The sequence below is a fragment of the Natrialba hulunbeirensis JCM 10989 genome, assembly GCF_000337575.1.
GTDB classification, from domain to species: Archaea; Halobacteriota; Halobacteria; order Halobacteriales; family Natrialbaceae; genus Natrialba; species Natrialba hulunbeirensis.
This window is the reverse complement of the sequence record NZ_AOIM01000037.1, coordinates 55126-72540: the sequence shown is the minus strand read 5'-3', so window position 1 is coordinate 72540 and position 17415 is coordinate 55126. Positions and strand designations below refer to the sequence as shown.

At 60.0% G+C, this 17415-nt stretch carries 18 protein-coding genes, 1 tRNA gene and 2 pseudogenes; 10 read left to right on the top strand and 11 right to left on the bottom strand.

Annotated elements, in window-relative coordinates; genetic code table 11:
• Positions 1–87: 87 nt before the first annotated feature.
• Positions 88–491, bottom strand: a pseudogene (locus C483_RS13860) (hypothetical protein); the annotation flags it as partial.
• A 340-nt stretch (positions 492–831) separates the two neighbouring features.
• On the opposite strand from C483_RS13860, the gene C483_RS13855 reads away from it, so the two are divergent.
• The 4 genes and pseudogenes from C483_RS13855 (at position 832) to C483_RS13845 (ending at position 3293) form a co-directional block, all read left to right on the top strand.
• Entirely contained in the window at positions 832–1275 is a 444-nt protein-coding gene (locus C483_RS13855; RefSeq protein WP_006653987.1) for a type IV pilin, read from the top strand.
• A gap of 3 nt (positions 1276–1278) precedes the next feature.
• A complete protein-coding gene (locus C483_RS19565; RefSeq protein ID WP_083860436.1) occupies positions 1279–1749 on the top strand; it encodes a type IV pilin in 471 nt (156 codons plus the stop codon).
• A 301-nt stretch (positions 1750–2050) separates the two neighbouring features.
• Positions 2051–2434 (top strand): annotated as a pseudogene (locus C483_RS20915) (hypothetical protein).
• A 52-nt stretch (positions 2435–2486) separates the two neighbouring features.
• Positions 2487–3293 carry a hypothetical protein gene (locus tag C483_RS13845; RefSeq protein WP_006653985.1) on the top strand — a complete coding sequence of 269 codons (807 nt, stop codon included), beginning with the start codon at positions 2487–2489 and terminating at the stop codon, positions 3291–3293.
• 6 nt (positions 3294–3299) lie between these two features.
• Here the strand turns inward: C483_RS13845 and C483_RS20910 are convergent, their stop codons facing one another.
• The 4 genes from C483_RS20910 to C483_RS13825 form a co-directional block, all read right to left on the bottom strand.
• The gene (locus tag C483_RS20910) at positions 3300–3563 is read right to left on the bottom strand and encodes a DUF7563 family protein (RefSeq protein ID WP_083860435.1); all 264 of its coding nucleotides are present in this window, start codon (positions 3561–3563) and stop codon (positions 3300–3302) included.
• 55 nt (positions 3564–3618) lie between these two features.
• A tRNA-Pro gene (locus C483_RS13835) sits at positions 3619–3691 on the bottom strand.
• Between the two features lie 130 nt (positions 3692–3821).
• A complete protein-coding gene (gene trmY / locus C483_RS13830) occupies positions 3822–4424 on the bottom strand; it encodes a tRNA (pseudouridine(54)-N(1))-methyltransferase TrmY (RefSeq protein WP_006653983.1) in 603 nt (200 codons plus the stop codon).
• Between the two features lie 125 nt (positions 4425–4549).
• Complete coding sequence (locus C483_RS13825) at positions 4550–5107, bottom strand: metal-dependent hydrolase (protein WP_006653982.1); 558 nt, start codon at positions 5105–5107, stop codon at positions 4550–4552.
• Positions 5108–5276: 169 nt separating this feature from the next.
• Here C483_RS13825 and C483_RS21260 point away from each other — a divergent pair, with 169 nt between their 5' ends.
• Positions 5277–5528, top strand: a complete 252-nt coding sequence (locus C483_RS21260) for an HVO_A0556 family zinc finger protein (protein ID WP_083860434.1) — start codon at positions 5277–5279, stop codon at positions 5526–5528.
• A gap of 182 nt (positions 5529–5710) precedes the next feature.
• On the opposite strand, the gene C483_RS13820 is transcribed toward C483_RS21260, so the two are convergent.
• The 3 genes from C483_RS13820 to C483_RS13810 form a co-directional block, all read right to left on the bottom strand.
• Complete coding sequence (locus tag C483_RS13820) at positions 5711–5902, bottom strand: hypothetical protein (protein ID WP_006653981.1); 192 nt, start codon at positions 5900–5902, stop codon at positions 5711–5713.
• A gap of 3 nt (positions 5903–5905) precedes the next feature.
• Entirely contained in the window at positions 5906–6271 is a 366-nt protein-coding gene (locus C483_RS13815) for a DUF7511 domain-containing protein (protein ID WP_049912740.1), read from the bottom strand.
• Between the two features lie 515 nt (positions 6272–6786).
• Positions 6787–7887, bottom strand: coding sequence for a S1C family serine protease (locus C483_RS13810; RefSeq protein WP_006653979.1), 1101 nt, complete (start codon positions 7885–7887; stop codon positions 6787–6789).
• 123 nt (positions 7888–8010) lie between these two features.
• Here C483_RS13810 and C483_RS13805 point away from each other — a divergent pair, with 123 nt between their 5' ends.
• Together C483_RS13805 and C483_RS13800 are read left to right on the top strand one after the other, a co-directional pair.
• Positions 8011–9366: a tRNA pseudouridine(54/55) synthase Pus10 gene (locus tag C483_RS13805; RefSeq protein WP_006653978.1), complete on the top strand. Its 1356-nt coding sequence runs from the start codon at positions 8011–8013 to the stop codon at positions 9364–9366.
• Positions 9367–9850: 484 nt separating this feature from the next.
• Positions 9851–12283, top strand: a complete 2433-nt coding sequence (locus tag C483_RS13800; RefSeq protein ID WP_049912717.1) for an MEDS domain-containing protein — start codon at positions 9851–9853, stop codon at positions 12281–12283.
• Between the two features lie 145 nt (positions 12284–12428).
• On the opposite strand, the gene C483_RS20500 is transcribed toward C483_RS13800, so the two are convergent.
• On the bottom strand, positions 12429–12605 hold the full coding sequence (locus C483_RS20500) for a hypothetical protein (protein ID WP_006653976.1): 177 nt from the start codon (positions 12603–12605) through the stop codon (positions 12429–12431).
• A gap of 190 nt (positions 12606–12795) precedes the next feature.
• Here C483_RS20500 and rnhB point away from each other — a divergent pair, with 190 nt between their 5' ends.
• The 3 genes from rnhB to C483_RS21355 all read left to right on the top strand — a co-directional run bounded on the left by rnhB (position 12796) and on the right by C483_RS21355 (position 14755).
• On the top strand, positions 12796–13461 hold the full coding sequence (gene rnhB, locus C483_RS13795) for a ribonuclease HII (protein ID WP_006653975.1): 666 nt from the start codon (positions 12796–12798) through the stop codon (positions 13459–13461).
• Between the two features lie 70 nt (positions 13462–13531).
• A complete protein-coding gene (locus C483_RS13790) occupies positions 13532–14542 on the top strand; it encodes a sodium:calcium antiporter (RefSeq protein WP_049912715.1) in 1011 nt (336 codons plus the stop codon).
• Positions 14543–14650: 108 nt separating this feature from the next.
• Positions 14651–14755: a DUF7563 family protein gene (locus tag C483_RS21355; RefSeq protein WP_449289183.1), complete on the top strand. Its 105-nt coding sequence runs from the start codon at positions 14651–14653 to the stop codon at positions 14753–14755.
• A 71-nt stretch (positions 14756–14826) separates the two neighbouring features.
• Here the strand turns inward: C483_RS21355 and C483_RS13785 are convergent, their stop codons facing one another.
• Both C483_RS13785 and secF read right to left on the bottom strand, forming a co-directional pair.
• Entirely contained in the window at positions 14827–16476 is a 1650-nt protein-coding gene (locus C483_RS13785; protein ID WP_006653973.1) for a preprotein translocase subunit SecD, read from the bottom strand.
• Entirely contained in the window at positions 16473–17369 is an 897-nt protein-coding gene (gene secF / locus C483_RS13780; RefSeq protein ID WP_006653972.1) for a protein translocase subunit SecF, read from the bottom strand. Before secF ends, C483_RS13785 begins: the two co-directional genes overlap by 4 nt.
• Positions 17370–17415 lie beyond the last annotated feature (46 nt).

Sequence of the window (17415 nt, the reverse complement as noted above, 5' to 3'; positions counted from 1 at the left end):
ACACAATCACAAACATGATCGTGCGTGTTAACAATTACCTTCAGAAACTACTGGCGGTGTGGAGCTCGTACCCGAGGACGGCTATCTCAACGCGTCGATTACGCGGGACCGGTGGTCGCGATGTAGCAGTGCGACGATGGTGCGGACGTCTCGGTTGCAATCGAACCGCCAGAAAAGACGTTCGCGACGAGTGTGTTCAGCGCGAGAAAGGCATCGTCGCGGTAGGTTGCATCAAGCCAGCCCAGCTCGCGAGCGGTTTCGATTCCGCGAGCGGTGTCTGGCATTCCACTATCGTCGACCCATCCGCGAACGCGCCCACGTGGAATCTCTTGCGCGTTCGAGATCACGTACGAGCCCTTGTCCGGGTGCTGACTCGCGTAGCGCATGACAGCCCGGTAGTCGAGCACGCCGGACCACGGATCTGCATACGCACCGCCATCGTAGGTGCGCGCAAGGTCGCGCTCGTCGATCACTGGGTCATCCCAGTCCATAGGTGCGGGTCACACGAGACTGGCAAAATTCTTGCCGTTGTCACTCTCAAATCTGAGAATGCAAGATGGCGTCGGTTCAAGGGGGTGCTGTAGGTGCTCTGCACTCCCTTGATTATCAGATCTGAAAACCATGTGCTCCTTGATGTGTACCCGAAATGGTTCACTATCTATTGGTTATATATACTGATCTTCCAGTGCTTGCGACAAGCACCGAAACGCGACGAGAAGACGACGCCGAGGATTCGATGCCTAATCCCCCTCGAGCGTCACTCGGTCCTTCCACGGACCCCGGAATACGTCTTCTCACCGTTTGGGGTGCTGAACGAAAACGAATCCAACAATGGATCTTACAAAATACAGAGCCAAACTACTAGGCAACGAAGAAGAGCGTGCAGTATCGCCCGTTATTGGCGTCATCCTAATGGTTGCAATTACAGTCATTCTTGCGGCTGTGATCGCTGCGTTCGTTCTGGACCTTGGTGACAGCGTTGGTCAGGAAGCCCAGGCGGGTGTGACAATTGAAGTAGATGAAGAAAATAACGAAGTGCAAATAGAGGTAATGTCTCTAGGGAATGCAGATCATGTCGACCTCAAATCCAGTGACTTCGGGAGTGACACGTCTGAAGGCGACTCAGACATTAGCGGGATGACTGTTGGAGACACTGTTACCCTATCCGAAAGTAGCCCGGATGACCTGAATTCGGCAGGGACGATCTCCGCCGTTGCTGTGATTGACGCGGATGGTACAGAGACACAGGTTAGCAGCGAGGACTGGGACTTCTAAACAATGGTGTTTACCAAGAAACTAGTCGGCAACAAGGACGAGCGTGCTGTTTCTCCTGTTATAGGAGTTATTCTAATGGTTACAATTACTGTCATTCTTGCAGCAGTTATTGCAGCATTCGTCTTAGATCTCGGTGGTAGTGTGGGCCAAGAAGCACAAGCAGGCGTAACGATTGATGTTGACGAAAGTGATCAACATATTCAGGTCGAAGTGACATCGCTCGGCAATGCAGATCATGTTGATATCCAGGGTCTGGAATCAGGTGAAATCAATAGTGGTGAAAGTGAATTGACCGGTCTCAGTGTGGGTGATACAGTCCGAATTGGTGATGAGGATGATGGTGCTGATGTTCATCTTGAAGCAGCAGAAACTGACAATGCTATCGATGGAACGGTAACTGCAGTTGCTGAGCTTGAGGAAGACGCTACTCGAACACAAGTTGGCAGCGAAGATTTCGACTTTAACTATTCCTAATTAAGATCGTTGAATCCGCGGTCCTCGCCGACCGCGTTTCGGATGCAAATCGTCGGCGTCCGTCCGCGACCACTCGAGGGCATCCCGCCGACGACTAGAACTTCCACACGTAAGATAAAGCCAACTAGTTGGGGAGACACCCGAGGGAGATAGCAAGGACGACGACACAATCCTGAGGAAGATGTGAAAACGCGTCGCCGCCTAGACGATGGAAGAGTGCCGTCGACAGGGCATATGTGCGCCCACGACTCCCCAACATCGGAGGTGTGTTGTATACATCGGCGCGCGACACGTGGTGTGCGTGAATCGCTCGAAGCGAGCGAACCACTTCGGCACGCCAGTCGAGAAACGCATGGCGACAAAAGCGACGGTTCGAACTCGAGCGCAGCTCGTGGCACGACGCCAGGTTCGGCAACGGCACGCCAGTCGAGATCAAATCGACGATGCACGAGCATTCGAACGGGCAGCCCGAAACTGGAAGGTCTACCGCGAGTACCACGAGAAACTACGCCGGCACGACGGCTGGTACTGTTTCGTCGTCTACCGACCACACGGGCGACCGGGGCTGACGATCCTCCAGGACAAGATGGTTCGGTCATGCAATCTCCCGCTACTACGGTGGCACGGTGGTGGCGATCGTCGCGGAACCCAGCAGGCAAAAATCCCAATAGGTGATAGAATCTAATATCTCACGCTAACTGCGATAGATTTTTCATAGGATTAGATAACAGTGATATATGAATTGGCGCTCTGCTAGCATCGTTATCGGGATTTTGGCGGCGCTTTGCTTGGTTCTCGTCTTGTCTGTCGTCTATCCGTTCTCAACGTACGACCCCTACTCTGAGGAGTCTCCGGCACAACAATTTTCGTTCGAAGAAGCCGATGAGTATCGTGTTACTAGTAGCATTATCGCTGACGGTCGAACCGAGTACGACATCGACGGTGTAGTGACGGACAACAATGAGCGGTACAAAGTGGCTGACTGGGGCTGGACGACAGTAGAACAGTATCAACCGAGCTCAGACGGAGAAGTATACATTCGAAGAGCGTTCGATGACGAAACTGAAGTAGACAACTGGCTAGAGACGCATAGAGACGATGATGACGTAGAAATACTGCAGACAGCGCAAGAAGGAGATGAGAATGCGGGTATCGTTCTCACGGGCAGTACCCATAGCGAATCAAACGATCTCGAAAGTAGTACGGAATTCATACTCGGGAATCTGAGATTCATCCCCTATGAACAGACTGACCAAGATGGAGATAGCGACACGTATGGCCTTCAAGACGTGTGGGTAGAACAGACTAGTTCTAGAATCACAGATACGTCAGGAAGTATTGAAGCTGATCCAGAGACCCAAGCAGTCAGATCGGTAGATGTCTCGTGGGAGCAAACGGAATTACACCGTCTTACGTATCTCAACTACCTGTTGACGACGGCAAGCAATGAGGAATCGACAACGATGGAAATCACGTACGAATTCGAGACAGACGATGTCAACTTGGAGACGCCCGACTGGGCAAGCGACGTACAGAACGAATAGCAGTATCTACTCCCGGTTGGCAGTAACTTCGGTGTCGACCTCGAACGTCACTGCTCTCGTCGATACCCTTTCTGGATCTGGCACCGGCACGTCGACGCCAGCAGCGGAGCCGCGGCTCAGTCGAGCGTACGAATCACACTCTCCGCAGCGGTGGGCTCGGTTGCGATCGTCACCGAAGACACGCCGGAACCGATCGGTGACATGGGCACCGCAGTGTTCGCAGGTCGAATGGTCGACCGACGGCCACGGTGCGACCGTCATGCAGACCACCCCGAAAAGCGGCCGCTAACTGTCAAGAGATGCGGGAAAAGGGGTTTATATCCAGTGGGCCGGCGCAGATTCGAACTGCGGTTACGGCCACCCGAAGGCCGAAGGATACCAGGCTACCCCACCGGCCCGCAGGAGAAATGAGCACAGCAGATTGTTTAACCCTTCCGAAAATCGACCCCAGACAGACGAGTATCGCTCGCATACAGCACACACAGCCCCGCTACGTCGAGTATAGGTATAGGTCCAGCACTCAAAAACTCAGAACGTCTCGTAGCCCACCGTATCCAGATAGTGGTGCACCACCGTCACCGCCTGATCCGCATGCAACACTGTCGGCCCAACCCGAAGCCGCTTGTCAACCCGGTCTTCGAGCAGCGCTTCCTCTTCGCTCGTGAAATCATGGTGATCCGAGAGAACGAACACGCCGGACTCGAGTACCCCCGGCTCACAGTCGGTGATCGGTGTCCCATCGTCGTGGAGTTGAACGAGGGGGCCGTCGGCATCGACTGTCTCGAGTGTCGCCTCGAAGCCGCGACGGTAGACCTCGATGCCGGGGTTGGGTTCGGCGGGAAGTGCACCGATCGCTTCCTCGCGGTGTTCGAGGGCGCTGCGGACGAGGGCGGCGGTGCTTCGCTCGTCGGGGTTGAGTCGGCGGAGTTCGGAGCCGGTGAAGGTGATGGTGACGGTATTCTGTACGACGACGTGGACGCGGACGTCCTCGCGGATGCCGTGGGAGGTGACGAACGAGGCGGTGATCGACCGGCAAAGAGCGTCGAGTCGGCCGGCGCCACCGGCGAGGTCGTCGAGTGAGAAGTCGGCATCGAGTGGAACGTCGTGAGCGACGAAGACGAACTGGCGCATGGTGGTGTGGATGCTGGGGAGCGGGATAGCAGCCACGGTTTGTGAGTGGCGGTTGCAGTCGCGCTGGGTGGGGTATCGCCGACTACGCTGGCTACTGCTCGGGGGGAGCGACAGTGAGTGACAGGTCAGGAGTCGCTTCCGACACGACGACGAATCGACGTGCGAACGGTCGCCAGTCCGGGCGCGCCGTCGCGGTACCAGACGAGGATGGCGGCGGCGAACAGGCCGAACTGGACCCATTCGTAGGGACCGAGTGCGTAGTAGTTGAGGATGGCGTCGAACAGCCCGTCGACCGGATCTTCGGGTGGCTGTTCGACGACCGGCCAGAGAAGGTACTCGGTTCCCGAGAGGTCGCCGCGAAGCACCGACGGTGGGATATCTGCAACGAGATGCGAGACGTGCCCGATGAGGAACGCAATGCCGACATCTCGTCGATCAAGTCGGTCAGCAACGAGCAGAACGGCCGGAATCAAAAGCGCCGCAACCAGCAGTGAGTGGCCAAGCGTTCGGCCGCCAGGAAGAACGTCTACTGACCACGCAAGCGGCTTATCTATCAGATCGGGAAACTGTGACCCAATCGCGAGTGCGAGGAGTGGGAGCCCCCGTGGCGAGCGGTCAAACTGGGTGTGCGTGTACGCAGTGTAGAGCAGGTACGCGACGGCGAGGTGTCCCCAGGGCCACATGTGGATTCAGTCGTCGCTTCTCGACCCAGCGTCTAGTACTCACCGAAACCCGCCCGTCCGTCCCGCCGGAAAAGTCTGGATGCCGCCCGAAAAACCCCTGGCCGGCGATGGGCAGACATTGCATAGACAGGGCGAACCGTTTCCAGTATCTCCGGACTGGAGTCTCTATATGGCGAAATCACAACCTGGACAGCACGATTCGGGCGAGCGTCAGGGGCGAGGTCACAGCCAGGGTCAGAGTCAAGGTCAGGATCAGGACCAAAAGCAAACCCAGGACAACCCACAACTGCTCTCGCTGCTTGAGGGACGCCCCTGTCCCGCCTGTTCAGCGGGCGAACTCGAGTCCCAGGAGTACAAAGACAACCTGGCAGCCGTCTGTGATAGCTGCGGGACGCCCCAGGCACAGCTCTGGTCATCGTGACAGCACATCGCGTGAGACACTCGTAGGGACGACCGAAATTTTTCGCGAGGACTCGAGTGACAGTGGTTGCTGAGAGACTGCGAGTGTTGGGTGCAGTTGTGTCTGTCTGTAATGTCGTCCAGTGTCGTCCAGTGCCGTCCAGTATTGTCCAGTGTTGTGCAGTGCCGTGCCGTATCGGACTGTTATCTCTGCGGCGGCGAATTTCGGTAGTTATGCCCGGCGACAAGGGCAACGACGTTGATCGCAATCAGGGCCAGAAAGAGTGAGAAGCGGCTCATCGAGTCGATACCGGTGAGAAAGACCGGCAGGTAGACGACTGGCAGGAGTGTGCCGAGCCAAAAACTGATCATCGTGACGGTGCTCCCGAGGTGCATTGGCTACCGTACTGAGTCGAGGTCGACGAACGAGCCTTCGAGCGCCGCAACCCAGTTTGTCATAAGCTCTTCTTCGGGTGCGTCTGCGGGGAATATCGCACACTCGTCCGCCTGGGATCCGTTCTCGATCGTGACGTGATCGAGTTCGATTGTGGGGGAGGGGCCGTCTCGATCGGGGTGTGTTGATGGGGCTGTGGATTCGCTGGATCCCGTTGGCGCTGCGGATTCTGCAGGGTCCGTCGCTCCAACGGAGTCCGTTGGTTCGACTGACGAGCGCTCGCGTTCGACCTCGGCTTCGTCCTCGCTCTCGGTCGACTGTGCATCACCGAACTCGGTCTCGGACGACCAACTGTCAGCGTCGTATGTCATGGGAATGCAGGCGGCGAGTGTTCGCGCCATCGGTGTGGAGACAGCGACCACCTATTGTTATCGGGACTCTAAACGCCGCAAACGGAATCCTGACCGCCACTTTTCCCCGATTCGGACGATTCAATGCCGCGAAAAAGAACGAAACAGCGGCTGATCTGTACGAATCCGTTATTAGGGTGACGTACCGCACTAGGCTGGGCATATCGGTGAGGGTGGTGATAGGCAATAGCCGATTGAACGGACGAGTTGTACTAATAGTCGCCTGCAAATCCGGTGTCGGCGTCGGTCCGCTCACACCCTCTCGAACAGTGTCCGACTGGTTCCGGTACTGAGTCGCCTGCAGGACACCGAGAAAACAATTATGAACGCGGAACGATCGTCAGTTCGTCGGAACCAGAACAGAGTGTGCTGTCAGAGCCGTGGTTTCCGATTTCAGAGAGGTGTACAAGTCACAACCCCTACTTTTACGATCGACTTTCGGCAATCTGCTATCGCTATTCACTATCCGCCATCCACTATCGTGCGCCAAGCACCATCTCCTCGGTCGTCTCCGCACGATCACGCCAGAGCGTGAGTTCGAGTGTATCACCGGGGCTGGTTTCGAGTGCGAGGTGGGTCGAAAGTGCGTGACGGTCGGGGATCGGTTCGCCGTCCATCTCGAGTATCACGTCGCCACCGACGGGGATCGGTTCCCCGCCGCGTCGCGTCCGCGTGTGTGACCCCTGAAGCGACCCGTGTGCTGGTTGGCGCGGACGGACTTCGTCGATGATGACGCCGGTTGCCTCCGGCAGGTCGTTCTCTTCGGCGACGAAGCGATCGACGGTCATGAGCGTGATTCCCATGAACGAGTGGTCGTACTCGCCATCTTCGATGAGTGTGGGTACGACGCGCTGGGTCAGGGCCGCCGAAATAGCGAAGCCGATGTTGTCGCCGCCGGCCGCGTTGACGACGCCGACGACGTTGCCGTTCATGTCGACGAGTGGCCCACCGCTGTTACCCGGGTTGACACCGGCATCGGTCTGGACGACGTTCGGGAACGAAAACTCGCGTCCCGGTGCGTCGACCGTCCGATCGACACCGCTAACGATTCCCTGTGACATTGACCCCTCGAGACCGTAGGGGTTGCCGATGGCGAGCACCTGCTGGCCGACGATGGGGCGCTGGTCCGCGAGGGCAAGCGGCGTTGCGGTATCGGGGACGTGATCTACTTCGAGGACCGCCAGATCGCTGTACGTGTCAGTCCCAACGACGCGGGTCGTCGTCCAGTCGCCGTTGATGTACTGGAGGTCAACCTCCTGCCCACCGGCGACGACGTGTTCGTTCGTGACGACGTGGCTGTCGTCGACGAGAAAGCCCGACCCCTGGCCGCGTCCCTGACCGTCGGACAGTGGGCTCTCGACGCCGAAGACACGAACCTGTGTGACAGAATCGATAACCGACTCGTAGATGTCAGTGTACGTCGAACCGTCCGCGAGATTATCACGGTCGATTTCGTGCGATGAGTTGCCCTCAATCGAACTCGCAGTATCGGGCGCAGAACAACCGGCGACGACGCCAGCAAGCCCGGCCCCTGCTGCCGCCAGAAGCTGTCGTCGACCCAGTCGGGAATCGTTCATACGAGGGGGCTAGGACTCGACCTATTTTGTAGTACCGAGGACTGTCGCCACGAGCCGACGGGTCAGACGACCGCAAATCACCGAAGGGAAAACGTGTTACCCGCGGCCCCCCGACGAATGGGCATGACGACGCTCGAGAACGCCCGTGCGCTGCTCGCGACGGGTCCACTCTGTAACTCCTGTCTCGGTCGGCCCTTCGCCGACCGGAGTTTCGGGCTGACGAACGCCGAACGTGGCCGTGCACTCCGGACGACCATCGCACTGGCAGACGATACGGACTACGAACCCGACGACCCGGAGACGTGCTGGGTCTGTGAGGGGTACTGTGGCACCTTCGACGCCATCGCCGACACCATCGTCGACGCCCTCGGAAATGTCCACTTCGAGACCTACCAGGTTGGCACGCAGGTCTCTCCACTGGTTGAGGAAAACGACCGACTGCTCCGCGAGGACGCCGGACTCGACCCCGAGGTCGGCGAATCGCTCAAACGCGAAATGAACCGCGAGGTCGGCCGCCGCGTCGGCGCGAAAAGCGGCGCAGAGGTCGACTTCGACCGCCCGGACGTACTCGCCGTCATCGACCTCGACGGCTTCGATTCGTTCGAGGCACTCGAGTCCGACTCCGTCACGAGCCACGCGGTGGACGTCCAGATCAACCCGGCGTTCGTCTACGGCCGGTACCGCAAGCTCGAGCGCGATATTCCCCAGACGGAGTGGCCGTGCCGGGAGTGTGGCGGCAGCGGCGTCCAGCTCGGCGACGATGGCGAGGAGCCGTGTGACTACTGTGGCGGCTCTGGCTACATGTACGACACCAGCGTCGAGCAGGTCGTTCGCCCGCACGTCGTCGAGGCGATGGACGGCGACGAGGGGACCTTCCACGGTGCGGGCCGCGAGGACGTCGACGCGCGGATGCTCGAAGAGGGCCGTCCGTTCGTTCTCGAGGTGAAACGACCGCGCGAGCGCACGCCCGACGTGGCCGCACTCGAGTCCGAGATCAACGAGGCCGCTGCGGGCGCAGTCGAAGTCGAGGGGCTACGTCTCGCGACCTACGAGATGGTCGAGCGCGTCAAGGAACACGACGCGAGCAAGCACTACCGCGCGGATGTCGAGTTCGGCGAGCCAGTCGAGGAGGGCGATTTCGAGGCGGCACTCGAGGAACTCCGCGGAACGACAGTCGAGCAGGAGACGCCCCAGCGCGTCGACCACCGCCGGGCGGCGCTCACCCGCGAGCGGACAGTGTACGACGCCGAGGGAGAACTCCGCGAGCCGACACAGGCGGAGGTCCGGATTCACGGTGAAGGCGGCCTCTATATCAAGGAACTCATCAGCAGCGACGAGGGGCGCACGGTGCCGAGTCTTGCGGGGCTACTCGAGACGGATGCGGTCGTGACGGCGCTCGACGTGACGGGTGTCGAAGGGGAAAGCGAGCCGTTCGAGGTGGAGGCGTACTTCCGAGACGAGCCGCGGTCTGACGAGTAACTGGTGGAGGGTACAGAACTGGTGTGGGATACACAGGTTCTGTACTCTGCGTTCTGCACTCTACATTCTGTACTCCGGACTGGTGCTTGTGGATAATACGTGTTTAGGACGGTCGAGAGCGGGACTGCAGGGCAATCGACACGTATACTCCCTGCCGAGAAACGTGCGCTGACCCACGCTGTCCGACGACTCGGGTCCCGAGTCAGATTCCGTTTAGGAGATCCGCTCACCGGGAACGCTGAGATGGCCTTATCCCCCGTCTTAGATACTGAGGGTGCCGAAGGGAAGAGTTGAATTCTCTTTCCCGACGGCTTTTTCCCTTTCGCTCCGCTGACTCAGTACATGATTGGCCCTCCATCACTGTCAATCGAGCCAGTCGATTCGAACGAGACGGGAGTGTTCGTCACTCCTCGCGACCATCGACGACCTGCAGATAGTGTGACAACGGATCGGTGCCCTGTTTTCGAGCGGCCTGAGGTGGCACGTGAGTAAGAACGTGACCACGAACGAGGTCGCCAGTGAACCGGTGACCCTCGAGACCGGACTCGAGGCGTTCCAGTCGAGCCCGGAATTCAGCGGACCGGTCGAAGAGCTCGATGGGAACGACTGTAACGACCACTTCGCACACATCTACGAGACGCGTGACGGGAAGTTCGAGGCCGCCGTTCCGTTCGTCCGTCACGGACTCGAGCGGGGCGAGCGTATCGCCTACGTCGTTGACCAAAGCAGCGAAGTCGAGGTCCGGAGACGGCTCCAAACTGCCGGGATCGATGTCGACGCCGCGATCGATTCGGGTGCGTTGTTGTTCTACACCGTCGATGAAACCTATCTCCGAAACGGGTCGTTCGACCCAAACGAGATGATCCAGTTCTACGCCGACGCGACCGCGGAAGCCACCGCGGAGTTCGAAGCACTCCGTCTCGTCGCCGAAATGTCGTGGATCAAGAAAGACGGAACGACGATCGAACAGGTGATGGAGTACGAGTCGAAGATCAACGACCTGTTCGACCACGAGGACGTTCTCGCCATCTGTCAGTACGACCGCGACCTGTTCGAGCCGACGGTTATCCAGAACGTCATCCGAACCCACCCACACCTCATCTACGACGGCGCAGCGTGCCACAACTTCTACTACACGCCGCCCGAGGAACTCTTCGGCGAGGATGCGCCCGTTCGCGAAAACGAGCGCATGCTCCAAACGCTCCGCGAACGGACGACGGCGAAGACCAAGCTCCAAGAGCGCGAACAGTTCCTGAAGGAACTCTACGACGCAACGGCCGACTCCGGCACGTCGTTCGAGGAGAAGATCCGTCGCCTGCTCGAACTGGGAAGCGAGCGCTTCGGTCTCGAGATCGGGTACTTTGCCCGGACGGACACCAACGAAACGTTCGAAGTCGTCGATGCAGTCGGCGATCACAACCAAATCAATGCGGGCGTCACCGACACACTGCGTGACACCTACTGCGAGAAACTCCTCGCAACGCCCGGTCGAATCGCCGTCACAGACGCGGTCGAGGCTGGGTGGACCACTGACCACGCCTACGAGCGGTTCGGGCTGGACGCCTACTTCGCGACGACCATCCACGTGAGCGGTGCAGCGTACGGCACACTCTGCTTTGCGTCTGAACAGCCTCGCGAGGAGTCGTACACCGATGCCGAGCGGACGTATCTCGATCTGATGGGCCAGTGGATCGAGTCCGAACTCGAGCGCCAAGAGCGCGAGACGTTCCTCCAGGAGAGCTACCGAATTACGGCCGACCCATCCCTCACGTTCGAGACAAAACTCGAGAAACTACTCGACTTCGGCCGCGAGTGGATGGGACTCGAGGCAGCCGGGTTGACTCATTTGCCTGCCTGGGACGATCGATTCCAAAACGAGCTCACGATCGGATACGGAGACGACACAGTCGACGACGCCGACACGATGTGGACCGATCCTGGTACGGGGTGCTTCTGCCGAGCGGTCATCGAGAGCGATGACCCCGTCGGGATGGCGGATATCCGCGGCACTGACTGGGAGGATGACGAGATTCACCAGGAACAGGGACTGTCGTGTTATCTCGGGACGAAGGTACTGAACGGTTCAACGCCGTACGGAACGCTGTGGGTCGGCAGTACGACGCCACGCGACCGGACGTTCACGGACACGGAGCGGACGTTTCTCGAGTTGATGGGACAGTGGGTCAGCTACGAGATCGAACGGGAGTACCGCGAACAAGCACTCGAGGAATCGAACGAGCGACTCGAACAGTTCGCCTACGCCGCCTCCCACGACCTGCAGGAACCGCTCCGGATGGTGTCGAGCTACCTGCGATTGATCGAGCGTCAGTACAGCGATGCGTTCGACGAGGAGGGTGAGGAGTTCCTCACGTTCGCCGTCGACGGGGCCGACCGGATGCGCGAGATGATCGATGGGTTGCTCGCGTACTCGAGGGTCGAAACGCGAGGCGATCCGTTCGAAGCAGTTGACCTGAATTCCATCCTCGAGGACGCGCTCGCGGACCTCCAGTTACAGATTACGGACACCAACGCCGAGATCACGGCTGAAAAACTGCCTCGCGTCGAAGGAGACGGAAACCAACTCCGCCAGGTCTTGCAGAACGTGCTCGAAAACGCCCTCACCTACAGCGGCGAGTCATCACCGCAGATCCATCTCGAGGCGAACCGCCGAAAACAGGACTGGGTGATTTCGGTTCACGATAACGGCATTGGGATCGAGCAAGCGAATCAGGAGCGTATCTTCGATATTTTCGACCGATTACACAGCCGTGAGGTGTACGAGGGAACGGGTCTCGGACTCGCACTTTGTCAGCGCATCGTCGAGCGCCACGATGGCGAGCTGTGGGTCGAGTCGGAACCGGGGAGCGGATCGACGTTTTCGTTTGCGCTCCCCGCAGCCGCGGATCGCGAACAGTAGTACAATCGCCACGAACGAATCCCCCGGACGCATCCATTGGAGAATTCGGCAGTCAATCGGCCCACCGTCGTGGTCGTCGACGTACTCGAGTACAAAACTCACGGGTGTGTACCTACGGACGTATTGAGTTCGGTGCAGTACGGTACTACTTTCCCCCGCGGCTGTCGTCACCGAGTTCCTCGAGTCGATCGAGTTCGGCCTCCGCCTCTGCTGACCGACGGTGCTGGGGCGAGGTGATCGCCTCGCCGGTGCCCTCGATGCGCTCGTCGGCGTCCTCGACGGCGAAGCGCTCGCGAAGCCACGTGACGGCGGCTCGCAACATGTGTCGGGTTTTCGACTCTAGGAACAAAAATTCTCTCGACGACACGTCTCCTGTTCGGCACTGAACATCTCGCATTCGGTACTGGCTGTCTCGTGTTCGGTAGTGGTCACGTCCAAACGAGCCCGCAAAAGAACAGACAAGAGAGCACGAGAACGCAACCGTTTAGCAGTCGGACACAGATCCACAGCCTATGCCAATCGGCGTCGACGAAGCGGGAAAGGGACCAGCGCTGGGATCGATGTTCGCCGCAGCCGTCCACGTCGAGCGCGAGACAGTGCTGCCCGACGGCATCGCAGACTCAAAACGCCTCACGCCAGCGCGACGCGACGAACTCGCCGCCATACTGCGCGAGAACGATCAAATCGGCGTCGGCGTCGCCGAAATCACGACCGCACAGATCGACGACCCCGAGACGGACATGAACTCACTCAGCGTGCAGGCGCACGCCGAGGCGATCGAGGCCGTCGCGGCCGATACCGGGCTCGAGACGCCCATATCTGGACACTGTGACGCCTGTGACACCGACGCCGATCGGTTCGCACGCCGGGTCGCAGATCGGTGTGGACTCGAGTGCACCATCACGGCTGAGCACGGGGCGGACGACGACTCGCCGGTCGTCGGCGCGGCGAGTATTATCGCGAAGGTGGAGCGGGATGCACACGTCGAGTCGATTTCGGCTGGGTTCCCTGACTGCGGCCCGGTGGGCAGCGGCTATCCGAGCGATCCGAACACGCGCGCGTTCCTCGAGTCGTACGTCGACGCACACGGCGAGTTGCCCGCCTGCGCTCGTGAGTCGTGGTCGACCTGCGAGGACATGCTCGCGGCGGCGGAGCAGACGGGACTCGGGCAGTTCTAACCGGTTGGTGGAACCGACACCGGACACCGCGCGCTCGCTTTTATATCACTCCCCGTGGGACGAACAGGCCGTGCTCGGCGTTCTCACCCTGCTTGCGCTTGCTGTCGTCGCTACGGCCGTCGTCTGGCAGGGCAGTATCTGGCTCGAATCGTCTACCGATCAGCTCGCGGTCGGCTACGGCGTCCCGCCCATCGTCCAGGGCGCGGTCATCGCCGCCGCCGGCTCGAGTACCCCCGAGTTGATGAGTGTCCTTCTCGCGACGCTCGTCCACGGCGAGTTCGAACTCGGCGTCGGGGCGATCGTCGGCTCGGCGGTGTTCAACCTGCTCGTCATCCCCGGCCTCGCCGCCCTCGCCGGTCCCAAAGAGATGGCGACCACCCGCGACCTCGTCTACAAGGAGTCGCTGTTCTACATGCTCGCCGTCGCGGTGCTTCTGCTGACGTTCTCACTCGCCGTGATCTACTACCCACTCGCAGGCGAAGGACTGCAGGGTGAGGTCACCCGTGGGCTGGCACTGTTTCCGCTTTCGCTGTACGCGCTGTACGTCTTCACCCAGTATCTGGACGCGACGGAGGACGAACTGCAACCCGATGCAAGCGTCGACCGGGCCAGCGCGTGGGGCTGGTTCGGGCTCGGACTGGTGGTCATCGTCATCGGGGTCGAGGGGCTCGTTCGCGCGGCAATCGGGCTCGGTGACGCCTTCGGCACCCCGGCGTTCCTCTGGGGGATGACCGTCGTCGCGGCGGGCTCGAGCGTCCCCGACGCGTTCGTCAGCATCGTCGCCGCGCGCTCGGGTCGCGCCTCGGTCAGCCTGGCGAACGTCCTCGGGAGCAACATCTTCGACCTGCTGGTCGCGGTGCCGGTCGGCGTCCTCGTTGCCGGCGCGCTCGCGATTACGTTCGCACACATCGTTCCGATGATGGCGTTTCTCGTGCTCGCGACCGTGGTCTTCTTCGCGATTTCGCGGACCGGCATGCTGCTCTCCGAGCGGGAGGCCTGGCTCCTGCTCGGCTTCTATGGGGTGTTCGTGAGCTGGCTGGTACTCGAGAGCATCGGGCTGGTGAACGTGGTGCCGACGTGAGGTAAGGCGAGTCACCGGAGAGCTGGGATCCGGATGAAACGGAACGCGAAGGAGGTTGCAGCGGCAGGCTGATCGCTCTTGCTGGTTGCAGTAGTCCGTCAGGGTACGATGCCGGTCTGTACGCAGTGTGAGAATCCCGTCTCGATCGATTTCGTACGGGTATACGGTGACGGTGAAACCGTTGACTGGTGCCCCCGCTGTCGTAACGGGTGAGGGCTTGAGAAGGGTCGTTGTCAACTCGAAAGTGAGAAGCGAACAGTTCGTGTGTCAGCTATGGAATCCGCTTATTTGTCCGTCAGGAGCCGCTGCAGGATGTTCCCGTAGGCGGGACGGGTGACGAGCACGCCGATCAGCACACCGAGAATCGTGATGATCGCGAAGCCACGGAGGTCGCCGAGACTCATCACGGCGAGTGGCGACATCGCGATGATCGTCGTCGCGGCGGCAGCGCCGATAACCCAGAACGCCTTGCGGAAGCGCGACTCGAAGACCCGCTGGGAGCTCACCTCGCCATCGTCCATCACCTCGTCGGCGATGATGACGAGGTCGTCCACCCCCGTCCCGACGACGGCGATGAACCCGGCGACGTGGGAGAGGTCGAGTGGCATCCGGATCAGCGCGGCGAAGCCGAGCAGGATGAGCACCTCGGACATCGCGGTGATGACCATCGGCGCGGCAACGCGCGGATTCCGGTAGCGCAGGAAGACCATGCCGCTGACGGTCAGCACCGAGAGGATCCCGATCAGCAGCGAGTAGGTCTTGAATTGGTCTGCGAGCGCCGGTTCGACGCTGAACGTCTGCTGACGGTCGAAGTCGAGCGGCGCGGTCAGCGCACCGGATTCCAGATTGACAGCGAGTTGGTGGGCGTCCTGCTGGGTAGGCGTGATCATCTCAAACGTCGGATCGTTTGCCCAATCGCCGGATGCCATACTGTTTCCGAGACTGTCACCCATACTGTGTGCGTCGACCACCTCACCGTCGACGACCGTCAGAAGACACCACTGTGGCTGATCGTGATCAAAGGTGAACTCGCCGGCCTCGTGGTCCTGGATGCCACACTGCTGCACCCCCTCTGAGGTGAAGCCGTACTCGTTCATCGCGGCCTGATACTCGGAGGCTGCGCTGTTGCCGTCTGCGTCTTCCGTGTCGTCGACGTTGACAGGGACGTAGTTGTGGCCGTGCTCGTCGTTGTAGGAGGCGACACCGACCCTGCTGAAGTCGTCTTCTCCGTGCAGGACGGTCTCGTTCGTCTGGTTACCGTCCTCGTCTGGGTAGTAGGCGACGACCTGCACGTCACCGCGGTCGGAGAGCAGTTCGCGCAGTTCCTCCGGGCTCATGCCCGGCACCTCGGTCACGATGTAGTAACTCCCCTCGACGGTGGCTTCCTGATACACCTGTCCACCCGAGAGACCGGCCTCGTTGACGCGCAACTCGATCGTCCGGATCATCTCGTCTCGGGTGTCCTGTGTAACACCGTTCTCGACGTCGTCCTCGCTCACGTCGGCATCGTACTCCGCGATGACGGCTGCGAAGTCGGCTGCGCTAACGTCATCGACGAACACTTCGGCCGTATAGCGGTCCTCGTCCTCGTGATGGCGAACCGTCGCATCGGCCGTCTCGAGACCGAGTTCGGTGTACAGCGACGACTCTAACTCGGAGTGTTGTTCGGATTCGAGATCGATGTTGTCGACCATCATCCCCGTCGGGGGAGCGCTCACGCGTGTGCCGCCGTCGAGTCCGATACCGTACTCGATGTTCGTCATCCGCTCCTCGACGCTCTGGTTGGCCTCGTCTTCTTCGAGGTCACCGACGAGGGAGTCGTCTGCCATAATGCCGCCGGGGATGAACAGCGCGACGAGCGCGAACGCGATGAATATCGCGAGCAGGAGGATTCGCCAGTACTCCTTGACGAACCCGACCGGATTCGCGCTCATGATCGCACCCCGTGGAACTTGTACCACCGAAGGAGACTGAGGTTCAACAGGTACGTGTTCATAAGGTCTGCTGCGAGGCCGACGAAGAGGATGATCCCGATCGACGCGAGCAGTTCGACGCCGAACAGCGTGGCGGCAATCCCCATGACGAGCATCGCAGCCATCGACGTGACGGTCATCGTGACACCCGTCTTTGTCGCACGGTAGGTGCTCTCGTAGAAGTCACCGCCACGTCTGAGGATGTGCGTGTTCAACAGAATGTCTGAGTCGACGGAGTATCCGATCAGCATCAGGAGAGCGGCGACCGTCCCGAGTGAGAGCGGAATGTCCGCGATCGACATGAACGCGAGCGGGATCATCAGGTCCGAGAACGCCGAAGCGACGATCGCGATCGACGGCACGAACGTGCGAAAGAGCAAGAACGCGAGTACGCTCATACCGGCGAACGCGACGCCGAGGCCGAGCAGCGCGGTCTGCTGAGTTTGTGCTGCGAAGCTCGGTGAGGCCGTCGATTCTTGCTGGACGATTTCGTTATCGCCGTCCTGCACGAGTTCCGCCTCGGCTTGATTACTCAACTCCTGAATCGCGTCCTGGTCCTCGACACCAGCGAACTGAACAGTGTACTGGTTCTCGACGCCAGGGGCCTGAATTCCCTGTACAGAGTCCGGTTCGACGCTGAACGCCTCCTCGATCTCTGCCTGCGAGGATGTCGTCTGGACCGTCAGTTCTGCACCGCCTGCGAAGTCCATCCCGAGCGGGACCGGCGTCCCAGTGATGAGAAACGAACCGCTCAGAATGAGCAACGCGACGGCAAGGACTGCGAGTGGCACCGCCGCAAGTTGGCGGTTCGTGTACCGGGTGTACGATATGTCCGGTACGTCGAAATACCCCATATATCGGACTACTAGCAAGCGATTGAAGTAAGCCTTCTCAATTTCT